This is a genomic window from Enterobacter sp. Y17 (genome assembly GCF_019730495.1).
GTDB lineage: Bacteria > Pseudomonadota > Gammaproteobacteria > Enterobacterales > Enterobacteriaceae > Enterobacter > Enterobacter asburiae_B.
The window spans coordinates 17,662-36,488 of the sequence record NZ_JAASKP010000008.1; the positions used below are offsets into that span (position 1 = coordinate 17,662).

General features: G+C 54.2%; 20 protein-coding genes. 11 read left to right on the top strand and 9 right to left on the bottom strand.

Features of this window, described 5'->3' with window-relative positions; translation table 11 throughout:
* Positions 1 to 32: 32 nt before the first annotated feature.
* Positions 33 to 2,879, bottom strand: a complete 2,847-nt coding sequence (locus tag HCH49_RS20660; RefSeq protein WP_221703292.1) for an autotransporter outer membrane beta-barrel domain-containing protein — start codon at positions 2,877 to 2,879, stop codon at positions 33 to 35.
* 71 nt (positions 2,880 to 2,950) lie between these two features.
* Positions 2,951 to 3,568: a transcriptional regulator gene (locus HCH49_RS20665; RefSeq protein ID WP_033146969.1), complete on the bottom strand. Its 618-nt coding sequence runs from the start codon at positions 3,566 to 3,568 to the stop codon at positions 2,951 to 2,953.
* A gap of 545 nt (positions 3,569 to 4,113) precedes the next feature.
* Between HCH49_RS20665 and HCH49_RS20670 the strand changes: the two genes are divergently transcribed.
* The 6 genes from HCH49_RS20670 to fabY all read left to right on the top strand — a co-directional run bounded on the left by HCH49_RS20670 (position 4,114) and on the right by fabY (position 8,307).
* Positions 4,114 to 4,857 carry a transcriptional regulator gene (locus HCH49_RS20670; RefSeq protein ID WP_221703293.1) on the top strand — a complete coding sequence of 248 codons (744 nt, stop codon included), beginning with the start codon at positions 4,114 to 4,116 and terminating at the stop codon, positions 4,855 to 4,857.
* The gene (locus HCH49_RS20675; protein WP_033146967.1) at positions 4,854 to 5,324 is read left to right on the top strand and encodes a hypothetical protein; all 471 of its coding nucleotides are present in this window, start codon (positions 4,854 to 4,856) and stop codon (positions 5,322 to 5,324) included. The genes HCH49_RS20670 and HCH49_RS20675 overlap by 4 nt, the downstream gene beginning before the upstream one ends.
* A gap of 88 nt (positions 5,325 to 5,412) precedes the next feature.
* Entirely contained in the window at positions 5,413 to 6,012 is a 600-nt protein-coding gene (gene yihX, locus HCH49_RS20680; RefSeq protein ID WP_221703294.1) for a glucose-1-phosphatase, read from the top strand.
* Positions 6,006 to 6,887 (top strand): virulence factor BrkB family protein, encoded by an 882-nt coding sequence (locus HCH49_RS20685; RefSeq protein ID WP_221703295.1) that lies wholly within the window; start codon positions 6,006 to 6,008, stop codon positions 6,885 to 6,887. Before yihX ends, HCH49_RS20685 begins: the two co-directional genes overlap by 7 nt.
* Entirely contained in the window at positions 6,884 to 7,321 is a 438-nt protein-coding gene (dtd, locus tag HCH49_RS20690; RefSeq protein WP_008501836.1) for a D-aminoacyl-tRNA deacylase, read from the top strand. The genes HCH49_RS20685 and dtd overlap by 4 nt, the downstream gene beginning before the upstream one ends.
* A gap of 44 nt (positions 7,322 to 7,365) precedes the next feature.
* Positions 7,366 to 8,307 (top strand): fatty acid biosynthesis protein FabY, encoded by a 942-nt coding sequence (fabY, locus tag HCH49_RS20695; RefSeq protein ID WP_039264191.1) that lies wholly within the window; start codon positions 7,366 to 7,368, stop codon positions 8,305 to 8,307.
* Positions 8,308 to 8,315: 8 nt separating this feature from the next.
* Here the strand turns inward: fabY and HCH49_RS20700 are convergent, their stop codons facing one another.
* Positions 8,316 to 9,236 (bottom strand): alpha/beta hydrolase, encoded by a 921-nt coding sequence (locus HCH49_RS20700; protein WP_069303436.1) that lies wholly within the window; start codon positions 9,234 to 9,236, stop codon positions 8,316 to 8,318.
* A gap of 198 nt (positions 9,237 to 9,434) precedes the next feature.
* On the opposite strand from HCH49_RS20700, the gene HCH49_RS20705 reads away from it, so the two are divergent.
* On the top strand, positions 9,435 to 9,677 hold the full coding sequence (locus tag HCH49_RS20705) for a CopG family transcriptional regulator (protein WP_094935276.1): 243 nt from the start codon (positions 9,435 to 9,437) through the stop codon (positions 9,675 to 9,677).
* A 2-nt stretch (positions 9,678 to 9,679) separates the two neighbouring features.
* Positions 9,680 to 10,051 carry a type II toxin-antitoxin system VapC family toxin gene (locus HCH49_RS20710; RefSeq protein WP_080298642.1) on the top strand — a complete coding sequence of 124 codons (372 nt, stop codon included), beginning with the start codon at positions 9,680 to 9,682 and terminating at the stop codon, positions 10,049 to 10,051.
* Positions 10,052 to 10,090: 39 nt separating this feature from the next.
* Here the strand turns inward: HCH49_RS20710 and fdhE are convergent, their stop codons facing one another.
* From fdhE to fdnG, 4 genes are read right to left on the bottom strand one after another with little or no spacing between them, the layout of a single operon-like run.
* Complete coding sequence (fdhE, locus tag HCH49_RS20715) at positions 10,091 to 11,020, bottom strand: formate dehydrogenase accessory protein FdhE (protein ID WP_023309751.1); 930 nt, start codon at positions 11,018 to 11,020, stop codon at positions 10,091 to 10,093.
* Positions 11,017 to 11,652: a formate dehydrogenase cytochrome b556 subunit gene (gene fdoI, locus HCH49_RS20720; RefSeq protein ID WP_010436852.1), complete on the bottom strand. Its 636-nt coding sequence runs from the start codon at positions 11,650 to 11,652 to the stop codon at positions 11,017 to 11,019. Before fdoI ends, fdhE begins: the two co-directional genes overlap by 4 nt.
* Entirely contained in the window at positions 11,649 to 12,551 is a 903-nt protein-coding gene (fdxH, locus tag HCH49_RS20725; RefSeq protein ID WP_010436855.1) for a formate dehydrogenase subunit beta, read from the bottom strand. Before fdxH ends, fdoI begins: the two co-directional genes overlap by 4 nt.
* A gap of 12 nt (positions 12,552 to 12,563) precedes the next feature.
* Complete coding sequence (gene fdnG, locus HCH49_RS20730) at positions 12,564 to 15,614, bottom strand: formate dehydrogenase-N subunit alpha (RefSeq protein ID WP_221703296.1); 3,051 nt, start codon at positions 15,612 to 15,614, stop codon at positions 12,564 to 12,566.
* Between the two features lie 373 nt (positions 15,615 to 15,987).
* On the opposite strand from fdnG, the gene fdhD reads away from it, so the two are divergent.
* Both fdhD and HCH49_RS20740 read left to right on the top strand, forming a co-directional pair.
* Positions 15,988 to 16,824: a formate dehydrogenase accessory sulfurtransferase FdhD gene (gene fdhD, locus HCH49_RS20735; RefSeq protein ID WP_214539123.1), complete on the top strand. Its 837-nt coding sequence runs from the start codon at positions 15,988 to 15,990 to the stop codon at positions 16,822 to 16,824.
* A 114-nt stretch (positions 16,825 to 16,938) separates the two neighbouring features.
* Entirely contained in the window at positions 16,939 to 17,151 is a 213-nt protein-coding gene (locus HCH49_RS20740) for a DUF1471 domain-containing protein (RefSeq protein WP_033146958.1), read from the top strand.
* Positions 17,152 to 17,190: 39 nt separating this feature from the next.
* Here the strand turns inward: HCH49_RS20740 and HCH49_RS20745 are convergent, their stop codons facing one another.
* Together HCH49_RS20745 and HCH49_RS20750 are read right to left on the bottom strand one after the other, a co-directional pair.
* Entirely contained in the window at positions 17,191 to 17,514 is a 324-nt protein-coding gene (locus HCH49_RS20745) for an AzlD domain-containing protein (protein WP_033146957.1), read from the bottom strand.
* Positions 17,514 to 18,173: an AzlC family ABC transporter permease gene (locus HCH49_RS20750; protein WP_023309745.1), complete on the bottom strand. Its 660-nt coding sequence runs from the start codon at positions 18,171 to 18,173 to the stop codon at positions 17,514 to 17,516. The genes HCH49_RS20745 and HCH49_RS20750 overlap by 1 nt, the downstream gene beginning before the upstream one ends.
* Positions 18,174 to 18,276: 103 nt before the next feature.
* On the opposite strand from HCH49_RS20750, the gene HCH49_RS20755 reads away from it, so the two are divergent.
* Positions 18,277 to 18,825 carry a helix-turn-helix domain-containing protein gene (locus HCH49_RS20755; RefSeq protein WP_033146956.1) on the top strand — a complete coding sequence of 183 codons (549 nt, stop codon included), beginning with the start codon at positions 18,277 to 18,279 and terminating at the stop codon, positions 18,823 to 18,825.
* Positions 18,826 to 18,827 lie beyond the last annotated feature (2 nt).

Consider the following 18,827-nt stretch of genomic DNA (forward strand, 5'->3'; position numbering starts at 1 on the left):
AAGCCGCTGATCTCTCAGCGGCTTTTTTATTGTTATTTGAAGCTGTATTTCACCCCCAGCATCCCCTGGGTATCGCTGTAGCCTTTGTCGCCTATCTGCTGAGCCACATTGCCCCATACGCTAAGCTGCGGCGTAATCTGCCCCTCTACGCCCGTCTTTAACTCGCTGATATTGCGAGCACCGCGCATTTCATTGCTGACGTCATCCATGCGGATGCGCGTGGTCTGGGTATTGTGGATCCAGTTCGCCTCGATAAACGGCTGGAAGGTACGGGATTTACCGTCGTCAATCGCGTTATGTCCGCTGATATAGGCCTTCACGCCGAGACGTGTCATCAGATTCCCCTGAGTCTCGTCTTTCACCCGCGTGCCGTTGCGTTCGCGATGGTCGTCAGCCTGCACGTCCATCCAAACGGCCTGCGCTTTCGGCTGGATCCAGTAGCTGTTGCGGCCGCTTTCGCCCACCTTAATGCTATAGCCAGCTTCTACAGAGGCGGTTACGCCGCTGGAGCGATAATTCTCAGTCGCCTGATCCTGCCCCATCACCTTATTGTCGAACCAGTTATACAGCATCCAGCTATCAACGTAGGTTCCACTTTTATCCGCGTCGTTTGCGTACCAGGTACCGTACAGACCGACGCTATAGCCATTCACTTCGCCACGCGAGTGGTATCCGGTCAGACTGGAAATGCTCCGGCTCTGACTGTTGCCGTAGCCCGCCATCAGGCCGAGATGCCACCGATCCAGGCCGTCGGTGCTCCACTGGGCGACATCACCACCCAGCTGCAGCACGTAGCGGTTGGCGGTCGTTTTTAACTGGCCGCTACCGTCTCTGAAACGCGTATGGCCACCGACGTTACGCATCCACAGGCTCGTCACTTTTTGCTCGCCGGTGAGCAGGTCGGTGTACTGCGTTTCACCCAGACGGTCGTGCAGGCGGGTCATAAACAGCGTATTTGCCGCATAGCTGTTCGCCTGATAGCTACCAAATTCAGGGCGATACTGATGCTCGCTTTTCGGTGGTGCAGCAGGGGGGACCGGTTCCTGCGGCGGAATCACCGGGTCGACGGGCGGGTCCACAGGGTCAACAGGTGGGTCTACCGGGTCGACCGGCGGGTCAACGGGCTCAACCAGGCTGGTCAGAAACCAGTTTTTACCTTTTTGCACAACGTTATAGTCATAACCCCCCGCCACGATACGGCTGGCCTTCTCAAACGTCCCGTCAGAGTTGCCGCCAACGCTGACGATTTCAATCCCTTCAATGGTTTGTGCGCCAGTACCGCCAATGTTGTTCACTTCCACCCCGGTATGGCCGGAGGTGTTGCCTTGAACGATCAGTTTGTCCGTTTCCGATGTGTCGTCAAACAGCACGGTATTGAAAACCAGCTTGCCGCCGTTGCCGATAAAATCGTCACTGATGGTCAGGGTTTGCCACGCCGCATCCTCAGCATGCTGGAAATTAATCGTACCGCCCGCATTCAGCGTCAGGCTGGTCAGCGTGGAGCTGTCGCGCATATTCCACACGGCATCATTCATCGTAAGCGCGATAGTCCCGGTACCGTTGGCGTTGCTCTCAATGTAAGACGCCCCGTTCCAGAGAGAGTTGTCCTGCATTGTGAGCGCGATCGCGCTGTTTTGCGCTGCGGCAGTGCTGGTGGCCGCGACGCCGCCGGCGGAAAGGATATCCCCGTTGAGGATGAATTTTCCGCCCGCGGAGGCATCAATCACGCCACCGTTGCTGGCGTTCAGGGCGTAGCTACCGCTGTCGCGCTGGCCTGCGGTGGTAATGGTTGCGCCACCCCCGAGCGTTATCACGCCGCGTGACCAGGCATACATCCCGTGCGGCGCTTGCGCGGAGCTGCTGGTTTTCTCGCTGCTGTTGACCGCAATGGTGACGTTATCCCCAATATTCACCGCGCCTGTGTACGCATAGACGCCATGCGCGCTGGCACCGTTGGTGGTGATAGTCGCGCCTTCATCAAGGGTGATGGTTGACGAGCCGGTAGAATAAACCCCGGAGGCGCTGGCCGCGTCGGTGGTAATCGCCGCTTTTTTTCCCAGCTCAATTTTGGATGCAGAGCCCGCATACAGGCCGTAGGCCGATGTGCCGTACGTTTCGATGGTGGCCTCACTCCCCAGACGAACATAAGAGCCGCTCTGGTTGGTACGAATCCCCTCTGCGTAGGTACCACGCGTCACAATATGTGCACGATCGCCGACGATAATGTTATTTTTGGCTTTTGAAGCATCATTCAATGCATAGGCGCTAATGCCGCGACCGGTACTGCCGGTGGTTTCGATATAGAGATCGTCACCCACATAAATATTGGCGGAGCCAAGAGAGCCCTGGCTGAAGGAGCTGTACCCGGCATTGATGCCGTCACCGCTTTGGCCATTAACGTAAATGTGGGTGCGGTCTCCGGTAATAATAAACACCGGGTTGTCCGGCGTGTTCATACCATGGGTACGAATGCCGTCGACGTCTTTACCATTATTGGCAGCCACTTTTGACTGGGTGCGAATAGTCAGATCGTCACCAAATATTACCCCCGGGCTGCCGGACGTGGAGTTCTGAATAACGGTGACTGAATGCTCAAAGGCTTCCGCCCCCGGTCCTTCGAGGGTGATCCCATCTCCGTAGATCGGGATATTACCCGGGCTGTACTGGTAGACATAGTTAGGATCGCTGGTATTTTTGCTAAAGTTCGCGTTTGCCGTTGCAGGAATCAGCGCCTGTATTTCTGCAGGCAAATCCGTTACTGCTCCGGAGGCGGGTAAATTAGCAAAATCTATTACCGCTGCATGGGCGGTAAATAACGCTGACGATAACGCCAGTGAAATCGCAACTGCGACAGGTGAGTGTTTCATTAAATATGGCATGTCTGCCCCCTTTCTTTCAGGCGTAGAACATCCTCCACGCGATTAATTGTGGGTATGCTAAGAGGTTGAAATTACAAAATAGAAACGAGAATTTTATGAATGCTGGTACCTAACTTCCTCTCAAGTCGTATTTTATGAACATAAATTTTTTTAACATCAATGCTGTCTGTTTTTATAATCTCCTGGAGGCATGCTCCTGATAAAAACCTGTTAAGCAAAGTAAATTCGACAGCATTCAACTTACTTCCACGTCTGCTATTTACCCGTCTTCCGGAGAAAAGGTGGTTGATTTTATCCTGCAATATAACGTCATTATCGTCTGAATAAATAACTCCCTTTATTTCACTGTGGTGAGTGAGTAAGTAATTCGCCAATGCCTCTAGTTTACGGTCCGAGATTATAACGATGTTCATGTTAGTTATCGCCAGGCGTTCAATCCATTGCGGATCGGCCAGTACGCGCAGGTTGTACATCGAAAAGTCTACAAAAATAAACCCTCGTGACAGGTGATTCTTGTTCCTGCGTAATATTTTATTTACAACTGCAATCTGCAGGAAATGATTACCAACCGGCCAAACTGCGAACGAGGCATTACCACAATATTGTGATCGTACTGCGTTATCTGGAAATAACTGACAGGACAATTCACAGCTTATACAGCGGGCAACTGTTTTCGACGATGTTATCATCCAGTCCACTCCTGTCTTTTTTCATTGTCAATATTTCATTGCCGTTCAAATGTGTCAATCTTGAAACATATCCAGTTATCCTGTCTTGTTTATGAAAAAGAGTATCAGGGAAATAAATTCCTGGGCTTATCTATTCAGTCAGTCCGTCGTCATAGCGAAAAAATATCACCTGACAGAAGTGCTCCAGGAATATTTGTCACTCCTTTAAGATTATTCGGCAAAAAAAATCCAGGAAGGAGGTACACGAAATAGCACTAATAGCTAAAGATTCGTTTCCTCAGTCTGCCGCAACGTCAGTCTTTTCTCTGGTTGCGGCTCAATATAATTATTTGGGCTGGCGAAGTGTAATGAAATCTCATTATGTCGTTTTAGATGAGGTAAACCTAAGAAAAGTGCCTTGTAACTAATTGAAAAATAATATGTTGTTTTTAATCTTAGATGGGGCGGTATCGCGTCCTAATCCATCTGACCTATACTGTTGTTAAATATACGTATATGTTTTTGGTGTATAGAGTTATGTATTGTTATTTCTGAGGAAAGGAAAATTGTATCTCATTAACAAGTTGGTCGAGTATGACCCAGAAAACAAAACCCTGGTAAATCATATTACCGGGCGAACGATACAATTGCAGCTTCCTGCCAATCTCTGTTTTCTTTATCTCATCACCCATCCTGGAAAAATAATTTCGCAAAATAAGTTAATGGTGGTGGGATGGGGGGAGCGCAATGACGTCACAACACCGAATACCTTTTACCAGGCCATTTTGACATTACGCAATGCGCTTGCTGAGGTGGGGTTGCCGCGCGATACGGTAAAAACGATTTCCCGCCGCGGGCTTACGCTTTCCGAAGCCACCCAGGTTGAAGTATTTACCCCAACCGCTGAGCCCGTGATGGTTAATAACGAGGCGGAAATAGCTGAAGGTACCGCGACGCAGATGCCGGTCTGGTTGATAATAACCACCGCTGTGCTTTTGCTGATCGCGCTTATCAACGGGGGGATATTATATAAGCATTACCAGAACATGCCGTTTAGCCACTACATGCCACTTTCAACGGGCAGTACGAACCACGCCTGCCAGCTTTTTTATGCACCTAATGAACCTGTTCAGGATCATTACTTGCGCCTGTTAAAAAATCATCCCGGTCTGTGCGCCGAAAAAAGATACGTTTTTCTGATCGGCTATAGTAAAACGGAGCGAATCGCGGCGTTTGTCTGTAATAACGATGCGCGACGGGATGCGGCAGCATTATGTACCACGCATTATTTTTGGGCGCATGAGCAATGAAGACATTCCGGAACCGTATTATTTTTCTGGCGGCGTTTCTGGGGGCCGCTATCACCAGCGGCTGGTTAGCGTATTCGCATTTCTCGAGTTCGCCGATACGCTGTACGGGGGATGTGGAATGGACGATTGGTAAAAACCGATTTGTGGGTACGGTCTCCTGGCGGATGCAGCATCGGGAGGGATCCACCGTCATTAACGGTAAATTATTTGGTCAGACGGTTTCTGAGGTTAACCGGACCATCTATTTTCACTACAGCTATCATCAGAACGCGCGCGTATTAAATAACGATCGTATTGTTAAAACCTTCGCCGATAATGCGGATGAGGCTGATATCAACGCCACGCTGCCGGGTTTTTATCGCACGCCGGGAAGAGAGCTGAGCCTGATGATCGATGAGTATCGGGGAGCCTGGCTTTTTGCCGCGTCAAACGTCCCTTCACTTTACTGTCGTAAAAGCGCGCCGTAGAAATCGATCGCACACCTTAGACAGCACGCATAGTCAAATCTCTTTATTCCCGCTACAGTTATCTCTCCACGGCGAGCAGGAGATAAACATGCTTTATATCTTTGATTTAGGAAACGTAATCGTCGATATCGATTTTAATCGCGTGCTGGGTGCATGGAGCGACTTTAGCCGCGTTCCGCTGGCGACACTGAAGCAGAATTTCGCGATGGGCGAGACCTTCCATCAGCATGAACGCGGCGAGATCGGTGATGAAGAATTCGCTGAACGTTTCTGCCAGGAGATGGATCTACCCTTAAGCTACGAGCAGTTTTCTCACGGCTGGCAGGCGGTATTTGTCGCCATCCGGCCTGAAGTGATCGACATCATGCATAAGCTCCGCGAGCAGGGCCATCGGGTCGTTGTGCTGTCAAATACCAACCGTCTGCACACCACGTTCTGGCCTGAGGAATACCCTGAAGTTAAGGCGGCGGCCGATAAGATCTATCTTTCGCAGGAGATGGGGATGCGTAAGCCTGAAGCGCGAATTTATCAGGCTGTTCTCCAGTCGGAAGGATTCACCGCGGCCGATGCGGTCTTTTTCGACGACAACGCCGATAATATAGAGGGAGCTACCCAGTTGGGTATAACGTCAATTCTGGTGACCGGAAAAGAGACGATACCAAACTACTTTGCGAAGCAGCTATGCTAAAAACCGTTCATCAAAAAGCCACGCATCATACTCGCCCCCTGAGGGCCTGGCTGAAACTGCTCTGGCACCGTATTGACGAGGACAACATGACCACGCTGGCGGGTAACCTCGCCTACGTGTCGTTGCTCTCATTAGTGCCGCTGGTAGCGGTCATCTTTGCCCTGTTTTCCGCCTTTCCGATGTTTGCGGACGTCAGCCTGCAGCTTCGTCATTTTGTCTTCGCGAATTTCATCCCTGCAACCGGGGATGTCATCCAGAACTACATTGAGCAGTTTGTTGCCAACTCCAGCAAGATGACGGCAGTGGGGGCGTGCGGTCTTATCGTTACCGCGCTGCTGTTGATGTACGCCATTGATAATGCGCTGAACACGATCTGGCGAAGTAAAAAAGCGCGGCCAAAGGTCTATTCCTTTGCCGTGTACTGGATGATTCTTACGCTGGGGCCGCTGCTGGCCGGGGCGAGCCTGGCGATCAGTTCGTATCTTCTCTCCTTGCGCTGGGCGAGTGATTTAAACGGCGTAATTGATAATGCGCTTCGCATCTTTCCGCTGATCCTGTCGTGGCTTTCTTTCTGGCTGCTCTATAGCGTCGTGCCGACCACGCGCGTACCTAACCGCGATGCGCTTGTGGGAGCGCTGGTGGCGGCGTTGCTTTTTGAGCTCGGTAAAAAAGGGTTTGCCCTCTACATCACCATGTTTCCGTCCTATCAGCTGATTTACGGCGTGCTGGCGGTGATCCCCATTTTGTTTGTATGGGTCTACTGGACCTGGTGTATCGTCTTGCTTGGTGCCGAAATAACTGTCACTCTCGGTGTGTACCGCGAACTTAAAAAAGCAGCAGAAGCTGAAAAACAATTAGAAGCAGACCAACCATGATTGCATTGATACAGCGCGTAACCCGTGCCAGCGTCACCGTGGAGGGAGAGGTGACGGGTGAAATTGGCCCAGGACTTTTGGTGTTGTTAGGTGTCGAAAAGGATGACGACGAACAAAAAGCCAACCGCTTGTGTGAGCGCGTGCTGGGCTACCGTATTTTCAGCGATGCGGAAGGCAAGATGAACCTGAACGTCCAGCAGGCGGGCGGCAGCGTGCTGGTGGTTTCCCAGTTTACGCTGGCTGCGGATACCGAGCGCGGCATGCGTCCGAGCTTCTCCAAAGGCGCCGCGCCGGATCGTGCAGAAGCACTTTACGAGTACTTTGTTGAGCGTTGTCGCCAGCAGGAAATGAATACGCAAACCGGACGATTCGCTGCAGATATGCAGGTTTCGCTGGTGAACGATGGCCCCGTCACATTCTGGCTCCAGGTATGAGCCAACTGGCGGCGTGGCCGCGGGTAACAAGAGAGAGTACAGCTATGTATCACCTTCGAGTACCGCAAACGGAAGAAGAGTTAGACGCTTATTACCAGTTCCGCTGGGAAATGCTGCGCAAGCCACTGCATCAGCCAAAAGGATCGGAACGCGACGCCTGGGATGCGATGGCCCACCATCAGATGGTGATGGACGAAGAGGGTAACCTCGTCGCCGTCGGGCGCTTGTATATCAACGCCGATAACGAAGCGTCGATTCGCTTTATGGCAGTTCATCCCTCCGTTCAGGACAAAGGTCTGGGAACGCTAATGGCGATGACCCTTGAGTCCGTCGCCCGTCAGGAAGGCGTTAAGCGCGTTACCTGTAGTGCCCGAGAAGATGCCGTAGATTTTTTCGCCAAGCTCGGCTTTGTGAATCAGGGGGAAATCACGACCCCACAAACCACGCCGATTCGTCATTTTTTGATGATCAAACCCATCGCCACGCTGGATGATATTCTTCATCGCGCCGACTGGTGTGGACAGCTGCAGCAGGCCTGGTATCAGCACATTCCGCTCAGCGAAAAAATGGGTGTGCGCATTCAGCAGTACACCGGACAAAAATTTATTACCACCATGCCGGAAACCGGCAATCAAAACCCGCACCACACTCTGTTTGCCGGAAGTCTTTTCTCACTTGCCACGCTCACCGGCTGGGGGCTCATCTGGCTGATGCTTCGCGAGCGCCATCTGGGCGGCACCATCATTCTTGCTGATGCTCACATTCGCTATAGCGCACCGATAAGCGGCAAGCCGAGCGCCGTGGCCGATCTGGGGTCACTGGGCGGCGATCTGGACCGCCTGGCGCGCGGCCGCAAAGCCCGCGTACAAATGCAGGTTGAACTGTTTGGCGATAAAACACCGGGTGCGGTGTTTGAAGGCACCTACATTGTTCTTCCAGCGAAGCCCTTCGGCGCGTATGAAGAGGGTGGGAACGAGGAGGAGTAATCTTCTGTTCACTCTCCTCGGGCGTGGTTAATCCGCCCGGCGATATCCCGCATAACGTCTCGCGCTGACTGGCTGACGCCGCCAAGCTGAAAGAAGCCATGGATGACGCCCAGCCAGCGCTGAGCGGTACACTTCACACCCTGCTCAGTCAGATGCTGATACAACATTTCTCCCTCATCGCACAGGGGATCGTACTCTGCGGTAATGATATGCACTGGCGGAAGCCCGTAAAAATCATCGCGCCACAGCGGGCTGGCTTCCGGATGCTGGCGGTCAGTCTCTGCGAGATACATTTCATACCCGCTGAGCAGGGTATCGCGGGTGATAATATAATCCGTGCCATTGAGAGCATAGCTTTCAAAACTGGCGGTGGCGTCGAGCATGGGATAGATAAGAATAAGCTGCACAGGTTGCCACAGCTTTTTAACCTTAAGCCTCAGCGCCGTCACCAGCGCCAGATGCCCTCCTGCGCTGTCTCCACAGAGGGTGAGCCTGTTCTTATCCACGCCTAATTTGTCCGCATACTTCCAGACCAGATCTGCACCTCTTTCAGCATCGTCATGTGCGGTAGGGAAGGTATGCTCCGGCGCCAACCTGTACTGAACCGCGATCACCCGGCAATTGCCGTAGCAGGCTAACTGACGGAGTTGGTTGTCATGGGTATCAAAGCCGCCGCTGATAAAGCATCCGCCGTGATAGTAGATGGCAGCAGGCAATATTTCAGGGGCATTAAGAGGTGAAAATACCCGAATGGTAAGGCCCTCAAGCACTAGCGCTTCTACCTGAACGCGCGTTTCTGTCTTCCCGGCAAGCCCCGTGCTGGCAATGTACCCTGCTCGTCGTACCTCAATGGTCTGTCGACGTGACGAAGGCCGGCCTGCAGCGATAAATCCCTGAACCAGCTGCGCAATACCCTGTTCCAGTGCCATTAAAATTCCCTTTAACTGTATGGATATACAGTTTTATAACCTGGTTTGATTCAAAAGAAAATAAGAAAATTGTCGAGGACTAAAATCTGGAAAGCGCTTCGCAAATAGCAGGAAAACTATAGCTACGGGCTTTAACCCTTCAGAATGAAAGCGTATGTTGCCTTGAAAATAGACAATAGTGATATACTAAGGTGATATATGATTCTTTCCGCGGATCTTGATATGGGCAGAATTCTGATCGATTTGTCTGATGACGTAATTCAACGACTGGATAATCTGAAGCAGCTGCGTAACCGGCCTCGTGCCGAATTGCTTCGGGAAGCCATTGAGCAATATCTCGACCAGCAGAGTTCATCGGTTATCCGCGATGCGCTTGGCTTGTGGGGAAACCAGCAGGAAGATGGGCTTGAGTATGAACGCAAGCTGCGTGAGGAGTGGTAATCATGGAGCACATGGCGGTGTTCGATACCAATATACTCATCGATCTTTTTAATAATCGCGTTGAGGCTGCGGATGCAATTGATCGCACAGCTTCTCATCGAGCCATTAGTCTGATCACATGGATGGAAGTCATGGTGGGGGCCCGCAAACATGGTCACGAAGCGAAAACTGCGACAGTGATGGGCGTATTTGAGATTATTGATATCACCCGAGATATCGCTGAAAGAAGCGTAATTCTGCGCGAGAAGCATGGAATGAAACTGCCTGATGCTATCATTCTGGCCACAGCTCAGAGCAGAAATTGTCCGTTGATTTCTCGAAACACGAAAGACTTTTCGGGCATTACTGGAGTCGTTTCACCTTACCAACTATAGGCCGGGCAAGCTTACGCCGCCCGGCACTGTCAGAGGGAATTACTCCCCTTCACCCGGGAAAAGGAACGGGTTGATCGAGCTGCGGGCAAAGCCCTCCTGCTCCATCTTCGCGTCCAGAATCAGCGAGGCGAGATCGTCGGCCACGGCTTCGACTTTCGGGTCTTTTTCCTGATACAGAATCTTCAGGTAAGTGCCGCAGTCGCCGCAGCTTTCGGCTTTCACTGCCGCTTCTTCATTTTCCAGCGACCAGTAGTTCAGATCGCGGGTCTGCTCGCAGTTGCTGCACTTGATGCGCACCACGTGCCACTCGGTTTCACACAGGTTGCAGTGCAGGTAGCGCAGCCCCTGAGTGGTGCCGATTTGCACCATGCTCGATACCGGCATGGAGCCGCAGACTGGGCAGAACTGGCGCGCCTCGCCGTATTCGGCGCGGGCTTTACCGGGGATCAGGCTTGCCATTTGCGCCCAGTAGAGCGACAGCGCGGCCCAGATAAACGGCGCTTTATCGCTGCTCACCAGAGCGAAGTCGGAGGCAAACAGCGCGCTCGCCATCTCTTCCAGCTCCAGGTCAGAGGCTTTTTCCAGATTCTCAATGACCGCCAGCGCGGTACCGCTCATCTCCGGCTTCAGCTCGGCAATCAGAGAATGCAGTAGTTTTTGCCAGTGCTTGTCGCGCGGCAGGACGTGAATGTCCAGCGGCGGCTTGCCCTGCGCGTTGGCTTCTTTGATGCGCGCGGTCAGATCCATTTGCAGCGGGTGGTCGTACAGCACCACTTCCTGCGCGTGGGCAACCAGCGCGGCAAAGCGCAGAAAATCACCCAGCGGGTTGTTCTCTGCCAGCTCGCGCAGACGCTCTGCGCGGCGGTTGTAGAGGTTCTTGAGTCTGGGGAATAACAACGGCGGAATATAATCCGCCGTGCGTTTCTCGCTCGACCCCAGCTCATCTTGCGGGATTATGCGAATACTCATTCAGATGACTTTTCCTGTTTCTGGCGGACTTCACGGTACCAGCGCGGGTGATGTTTCTTCGCCCACGTACTGGTTACCCATCCTTCCACCATCGCGGTAATGGTGCCTTTCACCCAGAGGGCGGCGTAGATATGCACCATGATAACCACAATTAACGCCACTGCGGCAAATGAATGCAGCATCAGCGCGAATCGGATCACCGGGATTGAGAAAGCAGGCGCAAAGTACGGACGCCAGATGATCACGCCGCTCACCAGCAACAGGACCAGGAAGATAATCGCCGCCCAGAATACGCATTTCTGGCCGAAGTTATAACGCCCGGTATCACCCACTTCCTCGTTGACGACGATCTTACGAATATTCTTCGCCCAAAAGATATCATCCCGATTGATTAGGTTATGGTGCCAGTAGCGGAAAAACATGATGATAAACGAGGCAAACATCACCACACCCACGAACGGGTGAAGGATGCGCGCCAGCTGTGGCGTACCCAGTACCTGCATCAGCCAGTTGAAGGACGGGAAGAAGAACCCCAGCCCGCTTATCGCCGCCAGCATGAAGCAGAAGGCGGTGACCCAGTGGTTGATGCGTTCCGGCGCGGTGTAGCGCACGATGGTGTCACGTTTTCTCATTTGCGCACCTCGTCTTTCTCTTCATGCAGGTTGTCGTCTTCCTCTTCCGCGCGGTTCGGACCAACGCCGACGTAGTGGAAGATGCTCGCTGCGAAGGTGGCAGCAAAACCGACCGCTGCCAGCGGTTTCCAGATGCCTTTCCAGAACTTCACGGTGGCGCTGATTTCCGGGTTCTCCGGCAGGCCGTGATACAGGTTCGGCTTGTCGGCGTGGTGCAACACGTACATCACGTGCGTACCGCCAACTCCGGCCGGATCGTACAGGCCCGCGTTGTCGTAACCGCGGGTTTTCAGCTCGCCCACGCGCTCTGCCGCCAGCGTTTTCATATCCTCTTTGGAGCCAAAGTGGATTGCGCCGGTTGGGCAGGTCTTCACGCACGCTGGCTCCTGGCCGACGGTGACGCGGTCAACGCACAGCGTGCATTTGTAGACGCGGTTGTCTTCCGGGTTCAGGCGCGGTACGTCGAACGGGCAGCCCGCGATGCAGTAGCCGCAGCCGATGCACTGTTCGGACTGGAAGTCGACGATACCGTTGGCATACTGAATGATAGCCCCTTCTGACGGACATGCCTTCAGGCAGCCCGGATCCGCACAGTGCATACAGCCGTCTTTGCGGATAAGCCATTCCAGTTTGTCGTTCTGCTCAACTTCCGAGAAACGCATCACCGTCCAGGACTTGGCGGTCAGGTCCGCCGGGTTGTCGTACACCCCGACGTTGTGACCCACTTCGTCACGCAGATCGTTCCACTCCGAGCACGCCACCTGACAGGCTTTACAGCCAATACAGGTGGTCACGTCGATAAGCTTCGCCACTTCCTGCTGGTGGTCCCGCGCCTGAGGCGCGGGCGTGAAACTGTTTGTCGCGGAACGACGGATAATGTCTTGAGATTGATAAGCCATAAGTCGTCTCCGTTACACCTTTTCCACGTTCACGAGGAAGGCCTTAAACTCCGGCGTCTGCGTGTTCGCATCGCCGACGAACGGCGTCAGGGTATTCGCAATGAACCCTTTTTTCGCCACGCCCTCATAGCCCCAGTGGATCGGAATACCGATGGTATCCACCTGCTGACCGTGAACGTTCAGCGTGCGGATACGCTTGGTCACCACCGCCTTGGCCTTGATATAGCCGCGGTTAGAGGAGACCTTCACGGTATCGCCATGGGCAATGCCGAGTTTGCCCGCCAGCTTCTCGCCGATCTCCACAAACTGTTCCGGCTGCGCGATGGCGTTAAGCAGCGCGTGCTTGGTCCAGTAGTGGAAGTGCTCGGTCAGACGGTAGGTGGTACCCACGTACGGGAACTTGTCCTTTTTACCCAGCGCTTCGAAATCGCCCTTGAAGATACGGGCTGCCGGGTTAGAGACCACGTTCGGGTGCAGCGGGTTGGTACCCAGCGGCGTCTCAAACGGTTCGTAGTGTTCCGGGAACGGACCTTCCGCCATCTTATCGATAGCAAACAGACGTCCCATCCCTTCAGGCTGCATGATAAACGGCCCAACGTCGCTGCCCGGTGCGGCAGTGCTGTAGTCCGGAATATCCACGCCGCCCCATTTCGCGCCGTCCCACTTCAGAAGCTGACGCTTCGGATCCCACGGGTTGCCCTGCGGGTCAGCGGATGCGCGGTTATAGAGGATGCGGCGGTTGAGCGGCCATGCCCATGCCCAGCCCAGCGTATTGCCAAGGCCCGACGGGTCGGCGTTATCGCGGTTGGCCATCTGGTTGCCTTTCGGCGTCCAGCTACCGGCAAAGATCCAGCAGCCGCTGGAGGTGGTACCGTCGTCACGCAGGTGCGCGAAGGTGCTGAGCTGATCGCCTTTCTTCGCCAGCACGGTACCGGTGGCCGGGTCGATAACGTCCGCCAGCGCCTTACCGTTGCTCTCCATCGCCACTTCTTCCGGCGCAGGGTTTTCCGGCGTCGAGTAGTTCCAGGTCATGTTCAGCACCGGTTCCGGGTTCGCGCCGCCTTCTTCCGCATACATCTTACGCAGGCGTAAGAAGATGCCGGCCAGGATCTCGCCGTCGTTCATGGCGATGCCCGGGGCGTCCGCGCCTTTCCAGTGCCACTGCAGCCAGCGTCCGGAGTTGACGATAGAACCGTTCTCTTCCGCGAAGCAGGTCGACGGCAGACGGAACACTTCGGTCTGAATCTTCGACGGATCGACGTCGTTCGATTCACCGTGGTTCTGCCAGAAGGTTGAGGTCTCGGTATTGAGCGGGTCAATCGTCACCAGGAACTTCAGCTTCGACAGAGACTCAACAACCTTGTTCTTGTTCGGGAACGAGGCAACCGGATTAAAGCCCTGGCACAGATAGCCGTTCACTTTGCCCTGGTGCATCATCTCGAAATACTGCAGAACGTCGTAACCTTTGTCCCACTTCGGCAGCCAGTCAAAGCCCCAGCTGTTTTCAGCCGTCGCTTTGTCGCCGAAGAAGGCTTTCATCATCGAGACGAAGAACTTCGGATAGTTGCCCCAGTAGTTTACCTGGCCTTCGAGCAGCGGTTTAGGCGTGCTGGCCGTCAGGTAGGTTTGCAGGTCGGTCTGTTTCTCGCTTGGCAGGTTCATGTAACCCGGCAGGCTTTGAGACAGCAGGCCGAGGTCGGTCAGACCCTGAATATTGGAGTGACCGCGCAGGGCGTTGACGCCGCCGCCTGCCATCCCCATGTTGCCGAGCAGGAGCTGAACCATCGCCATGGTACGGATGTTCTGCGCGCCGATGGAGTGCTGCGTCCAGCCGAGGGCGTAGAGGAACGACGCGGTTTTATCTTTCGCGCTGGTTTCGGCTATAAGCTCGCACACCTTCAGGAAGTCGGCCTTCGGCGTACCGCAGATGTTTTCGACAACCTCCGGCGTGTAGCGGGAAACGTGCTCTTTCAGCAGGTTCCATACGCAGCGCGGATGTTGCAGGGTGGTATCGCGCTTCGCAAAGCCTCTCTCATCCAGCTCGTAGTTCCAGCTGGTTTTGTCGTATTTGCGTTTTTCGGCGTCGTAACCGCTGAACAGGCCATCTTCGAAGTGGTAATCCTCACGCACGATCAGGCTGGCGTTGGTATAAGCTTCGGTGTATTCGCGGTTATATTTTTCGTTAGTCATCAGGTACAGCAATACGCCTGACAGGAAAGTGATGTCAGTACCTGAACGAATTGGGGTGTAGAAATCCGCCACTGACGCAGTACGCGTAAAGCGGGGATCGATCACAATCAGTTTCGCACCGTTGTGGATTTTGGCTTCCATCGCCCAGCGGAACCCGACAGGGTGCGCTTCAGCGGCGTTACCGCCCATCACCACAATGAGGTTGGCGTTCTTGATGTCGACCCAGTGGTTGGTCATCGCACCGCGACCAAATGTTGGAGCAAGACTTGCTACCGTTGGTCCGTGTCAGACACGCGCCTGGTTGTCGACCGCGAGCATACCGAGTGCGCGCGTAAATTTCTGGGTTAAATAACCGGTTTCGTTGCTGGAAGCAGAGGCACACAGCATCCCGGTGGAGAGCCAGCGGTTGACCGTGACGCCGTCGGCGTTCTTCTCAACAAAGTTGGCATCGCGGTCTTCTTTAATGTGTTTTGCGATGCGGTCAAACGCCTCTTCCCAGCTGATTTGCTGCCATTTATCGGAGCCAGGTGCGCGATATTCAGGGAACTTGAGGCGGCTTTCGGAGTGGATAAAGTCCACCAGACCGGCCCCTTTCGGGCACAATGCGCCGCGGTTGACCGGATGATCCGGGTCGCCTTCGATATGGAAAATAGACGCTTTGGCGTTTTTAGCACCGTCGCCGAGGCTATACATCAACAGCCCGCAACCGACAGAGCAGTACGTACAGGTATTACGGGTTTCACGGGTGCGCAGCAGTTTATACTGCCGCGTTTCCGCCAGCGCTACGCCGGGCGCAAAGCCCAGTGCCGCTGCCGTGGTGCCTGCCATACCGCCAGCGCAGATCTTAAAGAACTGCCTTCTGCTGACCTGCATGGGTCACTCCTTGTTTCGACATTGCTTACATATGTAGTTTTAACTTCGCGGTTGAGAATTGACCGCAAAGGAGAAAAATTTGCGTTAATCCCTCAATTCCACGAGGGATATCATCAGAATACCACAATGTCGGTACAGCTGTTCTAATGGCGTTAATACAAAGTGAACGTATTATCACCCTGTTGACTATAAAGTGTGATATTAATCACATTTTAACCCCCGCATGTTAAAGGGGTGTAGCATGCGTTTTGTTGTACCTCTCACAAGTGAGTAGGTAAACTTGATGCTGAAAAGTTGATCCATACTATGCGTAAGCCCTGTTGTTTGTGATGCAATAGCAGGCTCACCTCCGTGGTTGTTCAGGAATACCGCTGTGTCTAAACAAAACCGTGATCCCCACTCGTCCCCCCTGCCTGCGGGCATTGTGGAACTGTCGGTACACAGACCGCCCCACATTACCCATGCCACGCCGGATTTTCTGGCGGAAGAGGTGCCCGTTGCGCTCGTTTACAACGGTATCTCCCATGTGGTGATGATGGCTTCGCCGAAAGATCTCGAGCTGTTCGCCATCGGTTTTTCCCTCTCGGAAGGCATCATTGACCATCCGCAGGAGATCTACGGCATGGATGTGGTGCAGGCTTGCAACGGCCTTGAAGTGCAAATCGAACTCTCCAGCCGCCGCTTTATGGGGCTGAAAGAGCGCCGCCGCGCGCTGGCCGGGCGTACCGGCTGCGGCGTGTGTGGCGTTGAGCAGCTCAATGATATTGGCAAACCCGTTGCGCCACTGCCGTTTACTCAGACCTTTAATCTGGCTCACCTCGACCATGCGCTCGAGCACCTGAACGATGTACAGCCCATCGGCCAGCTGAGCGGCTGCACGCACGCGGCGGCATGGGTGTTGCCGTCGGGCGATATTGCCGGGGGCCACGAGGACGTGGGCCGCCACGTGGCGCTGGACAAGCTGCTCGGTCGCCGTGCGCGTGAAAGTGATGTCTGGATGCAGGGGGCGGCACTCGTTTCCAGTCGCGCCAGCTATGAGATGGTGCAAAAATCGGCGATGTGCGGTGTGGAAATTCTGTTCGCGGTGTCGGCGGCGACCACGCTGGCGGTGGAGGTGGCGGAACGCTGCAACCTGACGCTGGTGGGTTTCTGCAAGCCGGGAAGGGCGACGATTTATACCCATCCGCAGCGATTAATTGTTAATCAATAATTTTGAATGATAATAGCAAATCCTTCCGCTTTTAGTTGTTCGTGATGAGGTCTAGTATTTATCTCATCAAGGCACGGTGCCTTACCTAAACAACTTAATGAAAGGGTTTATATCATGAAAAGCATCAAAACTTTTGTCGCTGTAATCGCTCTGGCTACTTCTTTCGGTTCTTTCGCTGCACAGACCGTGACCGCTACCGCCTCTACCATTGATGGCGCAGAAGCTAAAATCGCGGCTCAGGCTCAGGATGCTGGCGCATCATCTTACAAAATTACCCAGGCGTTCTCAGGTAACCGCGTACACATGACTGCTGAACTGACTAAATAAGCTGTCACACCGTCGAAAGAGCGCCCCCGGGGCGCTTTTTTAGTTTATGCCCGCCACGCGCAGCAGCGCGGTTACCACTGCCGCCGCCACGATCACCACAATTAACGGCATTTTCCGCCAGGCCAGAAATACCGCAAACGCCACGCCCAGCACGCGCGCCATGCCGGCAAAGTGGTCACCTTCATAAAAGGTGGTCGCCAGCGCCACGGAAAACAGCAATACCGTTGCCGCATCTGACAGCAGCGCCTGTGAACGCTCTGACAATGCCAGCCTGCTGCCCAGTTTCGCCCCGCCAAGACGCATCAGATACGTTCCCGCAGACAAAATGGCGATGCCGAGAATAAAAAACGTCATATTTCCCATTATTTTTTCCTCGCAGCAAGACCCAGTAAGGAGAGCAGCACCGGTAATCCCACCGGGGCAAACGGCACGGCGGCCAGTGACAGCGCGGCGCCGCTGCAGGCGCGGATCAGCGTGGTACGGTTTTTAAACGCGGGAACCACCAGCGCCAGCAATATGGCCGGGAATACCGCATCCAGCCCGATGGTTTCCGGATCCGGCAGCAGCTTGCCGACCATAGCGCCCAGCAGGGCCCCCAGTGGCCAGACAATCGCCACGCCTAAACCACATAGCCAGTACGCCGCTTTGCGCTGTTCGGGCGTTTTTTGCGACAGGCCAAACACCACGCTTTCGTCGTTCATGATGTGGCAGCCCAACAGGCTCAGGCCACGTTTGCCGACCAGTTCACGCACCGTCACGCCAAACGGCACGTGCCGCGCGTTGACCAGTAACCCCGCGGCTGCGGCCGCCAGCGGGTTACCGCCGCTTGCCACGATGCCAATAAACATAAACTCTGACGCGCCCGCGAGTACGGTGATGGAGAGTACAAACGGTACCCAGACCGGAAAACCGTAGGCCATCGCCAGGGAGCCGTATGACATCCCGACCACGCCGACCGCGAGGCAGACCAGGATGATTGCTTTTATGGTGTCGCCTTTCAGGCAAGAGAGATGATGCTTCATACATTTTTAGCCATATCGAACGGGTATCCATTATAATGAACGCAACAGAAGTGTTTTTCAAGATGAACGATTCGTTCGATTTAAAGAACAAAGAGGTCGTTTTATGACGCAGCCAATCAGCGTAATCGCCAAAAGCCTGGTGCGAGAACGCCTGCGAACCGGGCTTTCACTGGCGGAAATCGCTCGCCGTGCCGGGATCGCAAAATCCACGCTTTCTCAGCTAGAGTCAGGCAACGGTAACCCTAGCCTCGAAACGCTGTGGTCGCTTTGCGTGGCGCTGGATATTCCTTTTGCCCGCCTGCTTGAACCACAGCAGCCTACCACTCAGGTGATCCGTCGTGGTGAAGGTACGAAGGTCGTTGCCGGACAGGCCAACTACGAGGCGATACTGCTGGCGGCATGTCCGCCTGGCGCGCGACGCGACGTATACCTCCTGCTTACCCAGCCGGGCGCAGACCGCATTTCCCAGCCGCATCCGCCGGGGTCCGTTGAACACATTATTGTGACGCAGGGGCGCGCGTTAGTGGGCCTGATCGACGCGGCCGAAGAACTCGGCCCGGGAGATTACATCTGTTATCCCGCCGATCTGCCACATATCTTTAAGGCGCTGGAGCCGGATACGCACGCGCTGCTGGTGGCGGAACAAAACTAACA

Excerpts from the sequence above, each read along its gene's own strand:
- HCH49_RS20660 (WP_221703292.1), bottom strand. The coding sequence starts at position 2,879 with ATGCCATATTTAATGAAACACTCACCTGTCGCAGTTGCGATTTCACTG.
- HCH49_RS20665 (WP_033146969.1), bottom strand. The coding sequence starts at position 3,568 with ATGATAACATCGTCGAAAACAGTTGCCCGCTGTATAAGCTGTGAATTG.
- HCH49_RS20675 (WP_033146967.1), top strand. The coding sequence starts at position 4,854 with ATGAAGACATTCCGGAACCGTATTATTTTTCTGGCGGCGTTTCTGGGG.
- yihX (WP_221703294.1), top strand. The coding sequence starts at position 5,413 with ATGCTTTATATCTTTGATTTAGGAAACGTAATCGTCGATATCGATTTT.
- HCH49_RS20685 (WP_221703295.1), top strand. The coding sequence starts at position 6,006 with ATGCTAAAAACCGTTCATCAAAAAGCCACGCATCATACTCGCCCCCTG.
- dtd (WP_008501836.1), top strand. The coding sequence starts at position 6,884 with ATGATTGCATTGATACAGCGCGTAACCCGTGCCAGCGTCACCGTGGAG.
- fabY (WP_039264191.1), top strand. The coding sequence starts at position 7,366 with ATGTATCACCTTCGAGTACCGCAAACGGAAGAAGAGTTAGACGCTTAT.
- HCH49_RS20700 (WP_069303436.1), bottom strand. The coding sequence starts at position 9,236 with ATGGCACTGGAACAGGGTATTGCGCAGCTGGTTCAGGGATTTATCGCT.
- HCH49_RS20705 (WP_094935276.1), top strand. The coding sequence starts at position 9,435 with ATGATTCTTTCCGCGGATCTTGATATGGGCAGAATTCTGATCGATTTG.
- HCH49_RS20710 (WP_080298642.1), top strand. The coding sequence starts at position 9,680 with ATGGAGCACATGGCGGTGTTCGATACCAATATACTCATCGATCTTTTT.
- fdhE (WP_023309751.1), bottom strand. The coding sequence starts at position 11,020 with ATGAGTATTCGCATAATCCCGCAAGATGAGCTGGGGTCGAGCGAGAAA.
- fdoI (WP_010436852.1), bottom strand. The coding sequence starts at position 11,652 with ATGAGAAAACGTGACACCATCGTGCGCTACACCGCGCCGGAACGCATC.
- fdxH (WP_010436855.1), bottom strand. The coding sequence starts at position 12,551 with ATGGCTTATCAATCTCAAGACATTATCCGTCGTTCCGCGACAAACAGT.
- HCH49_RS20740 (WP_033146958.1), top strand. The coding sequence starts at position 16,939 with ATGAAAAGCATCAAAACTTTTGTCGCTGTAATCGCTCTGGCTACTTCT.
- HCH49_RS20745 (WP_033146957.1), bottom strand. The coding sequence starts at position 17,514 with ATGGGAAATATGACGTTTTTTATTCTCGGCATCGCCATTTTGTCTGCG.
- HCH49_RS20750 (WP_023309745.1), bottom strand. The coding sequence starts at position 18,173 with ATGAAGCATCATCTCTCTTGCCTGAAAGGCGACACCATAAAAGCAATC.
- HCH49_RS20755 (WP_033146956.1), top strand. The coding sequence starts at position 18,277 with ATGACGCAGCCAATCAGCGTAATCGCCAAAAGCCTGGTGCGAGAACGC.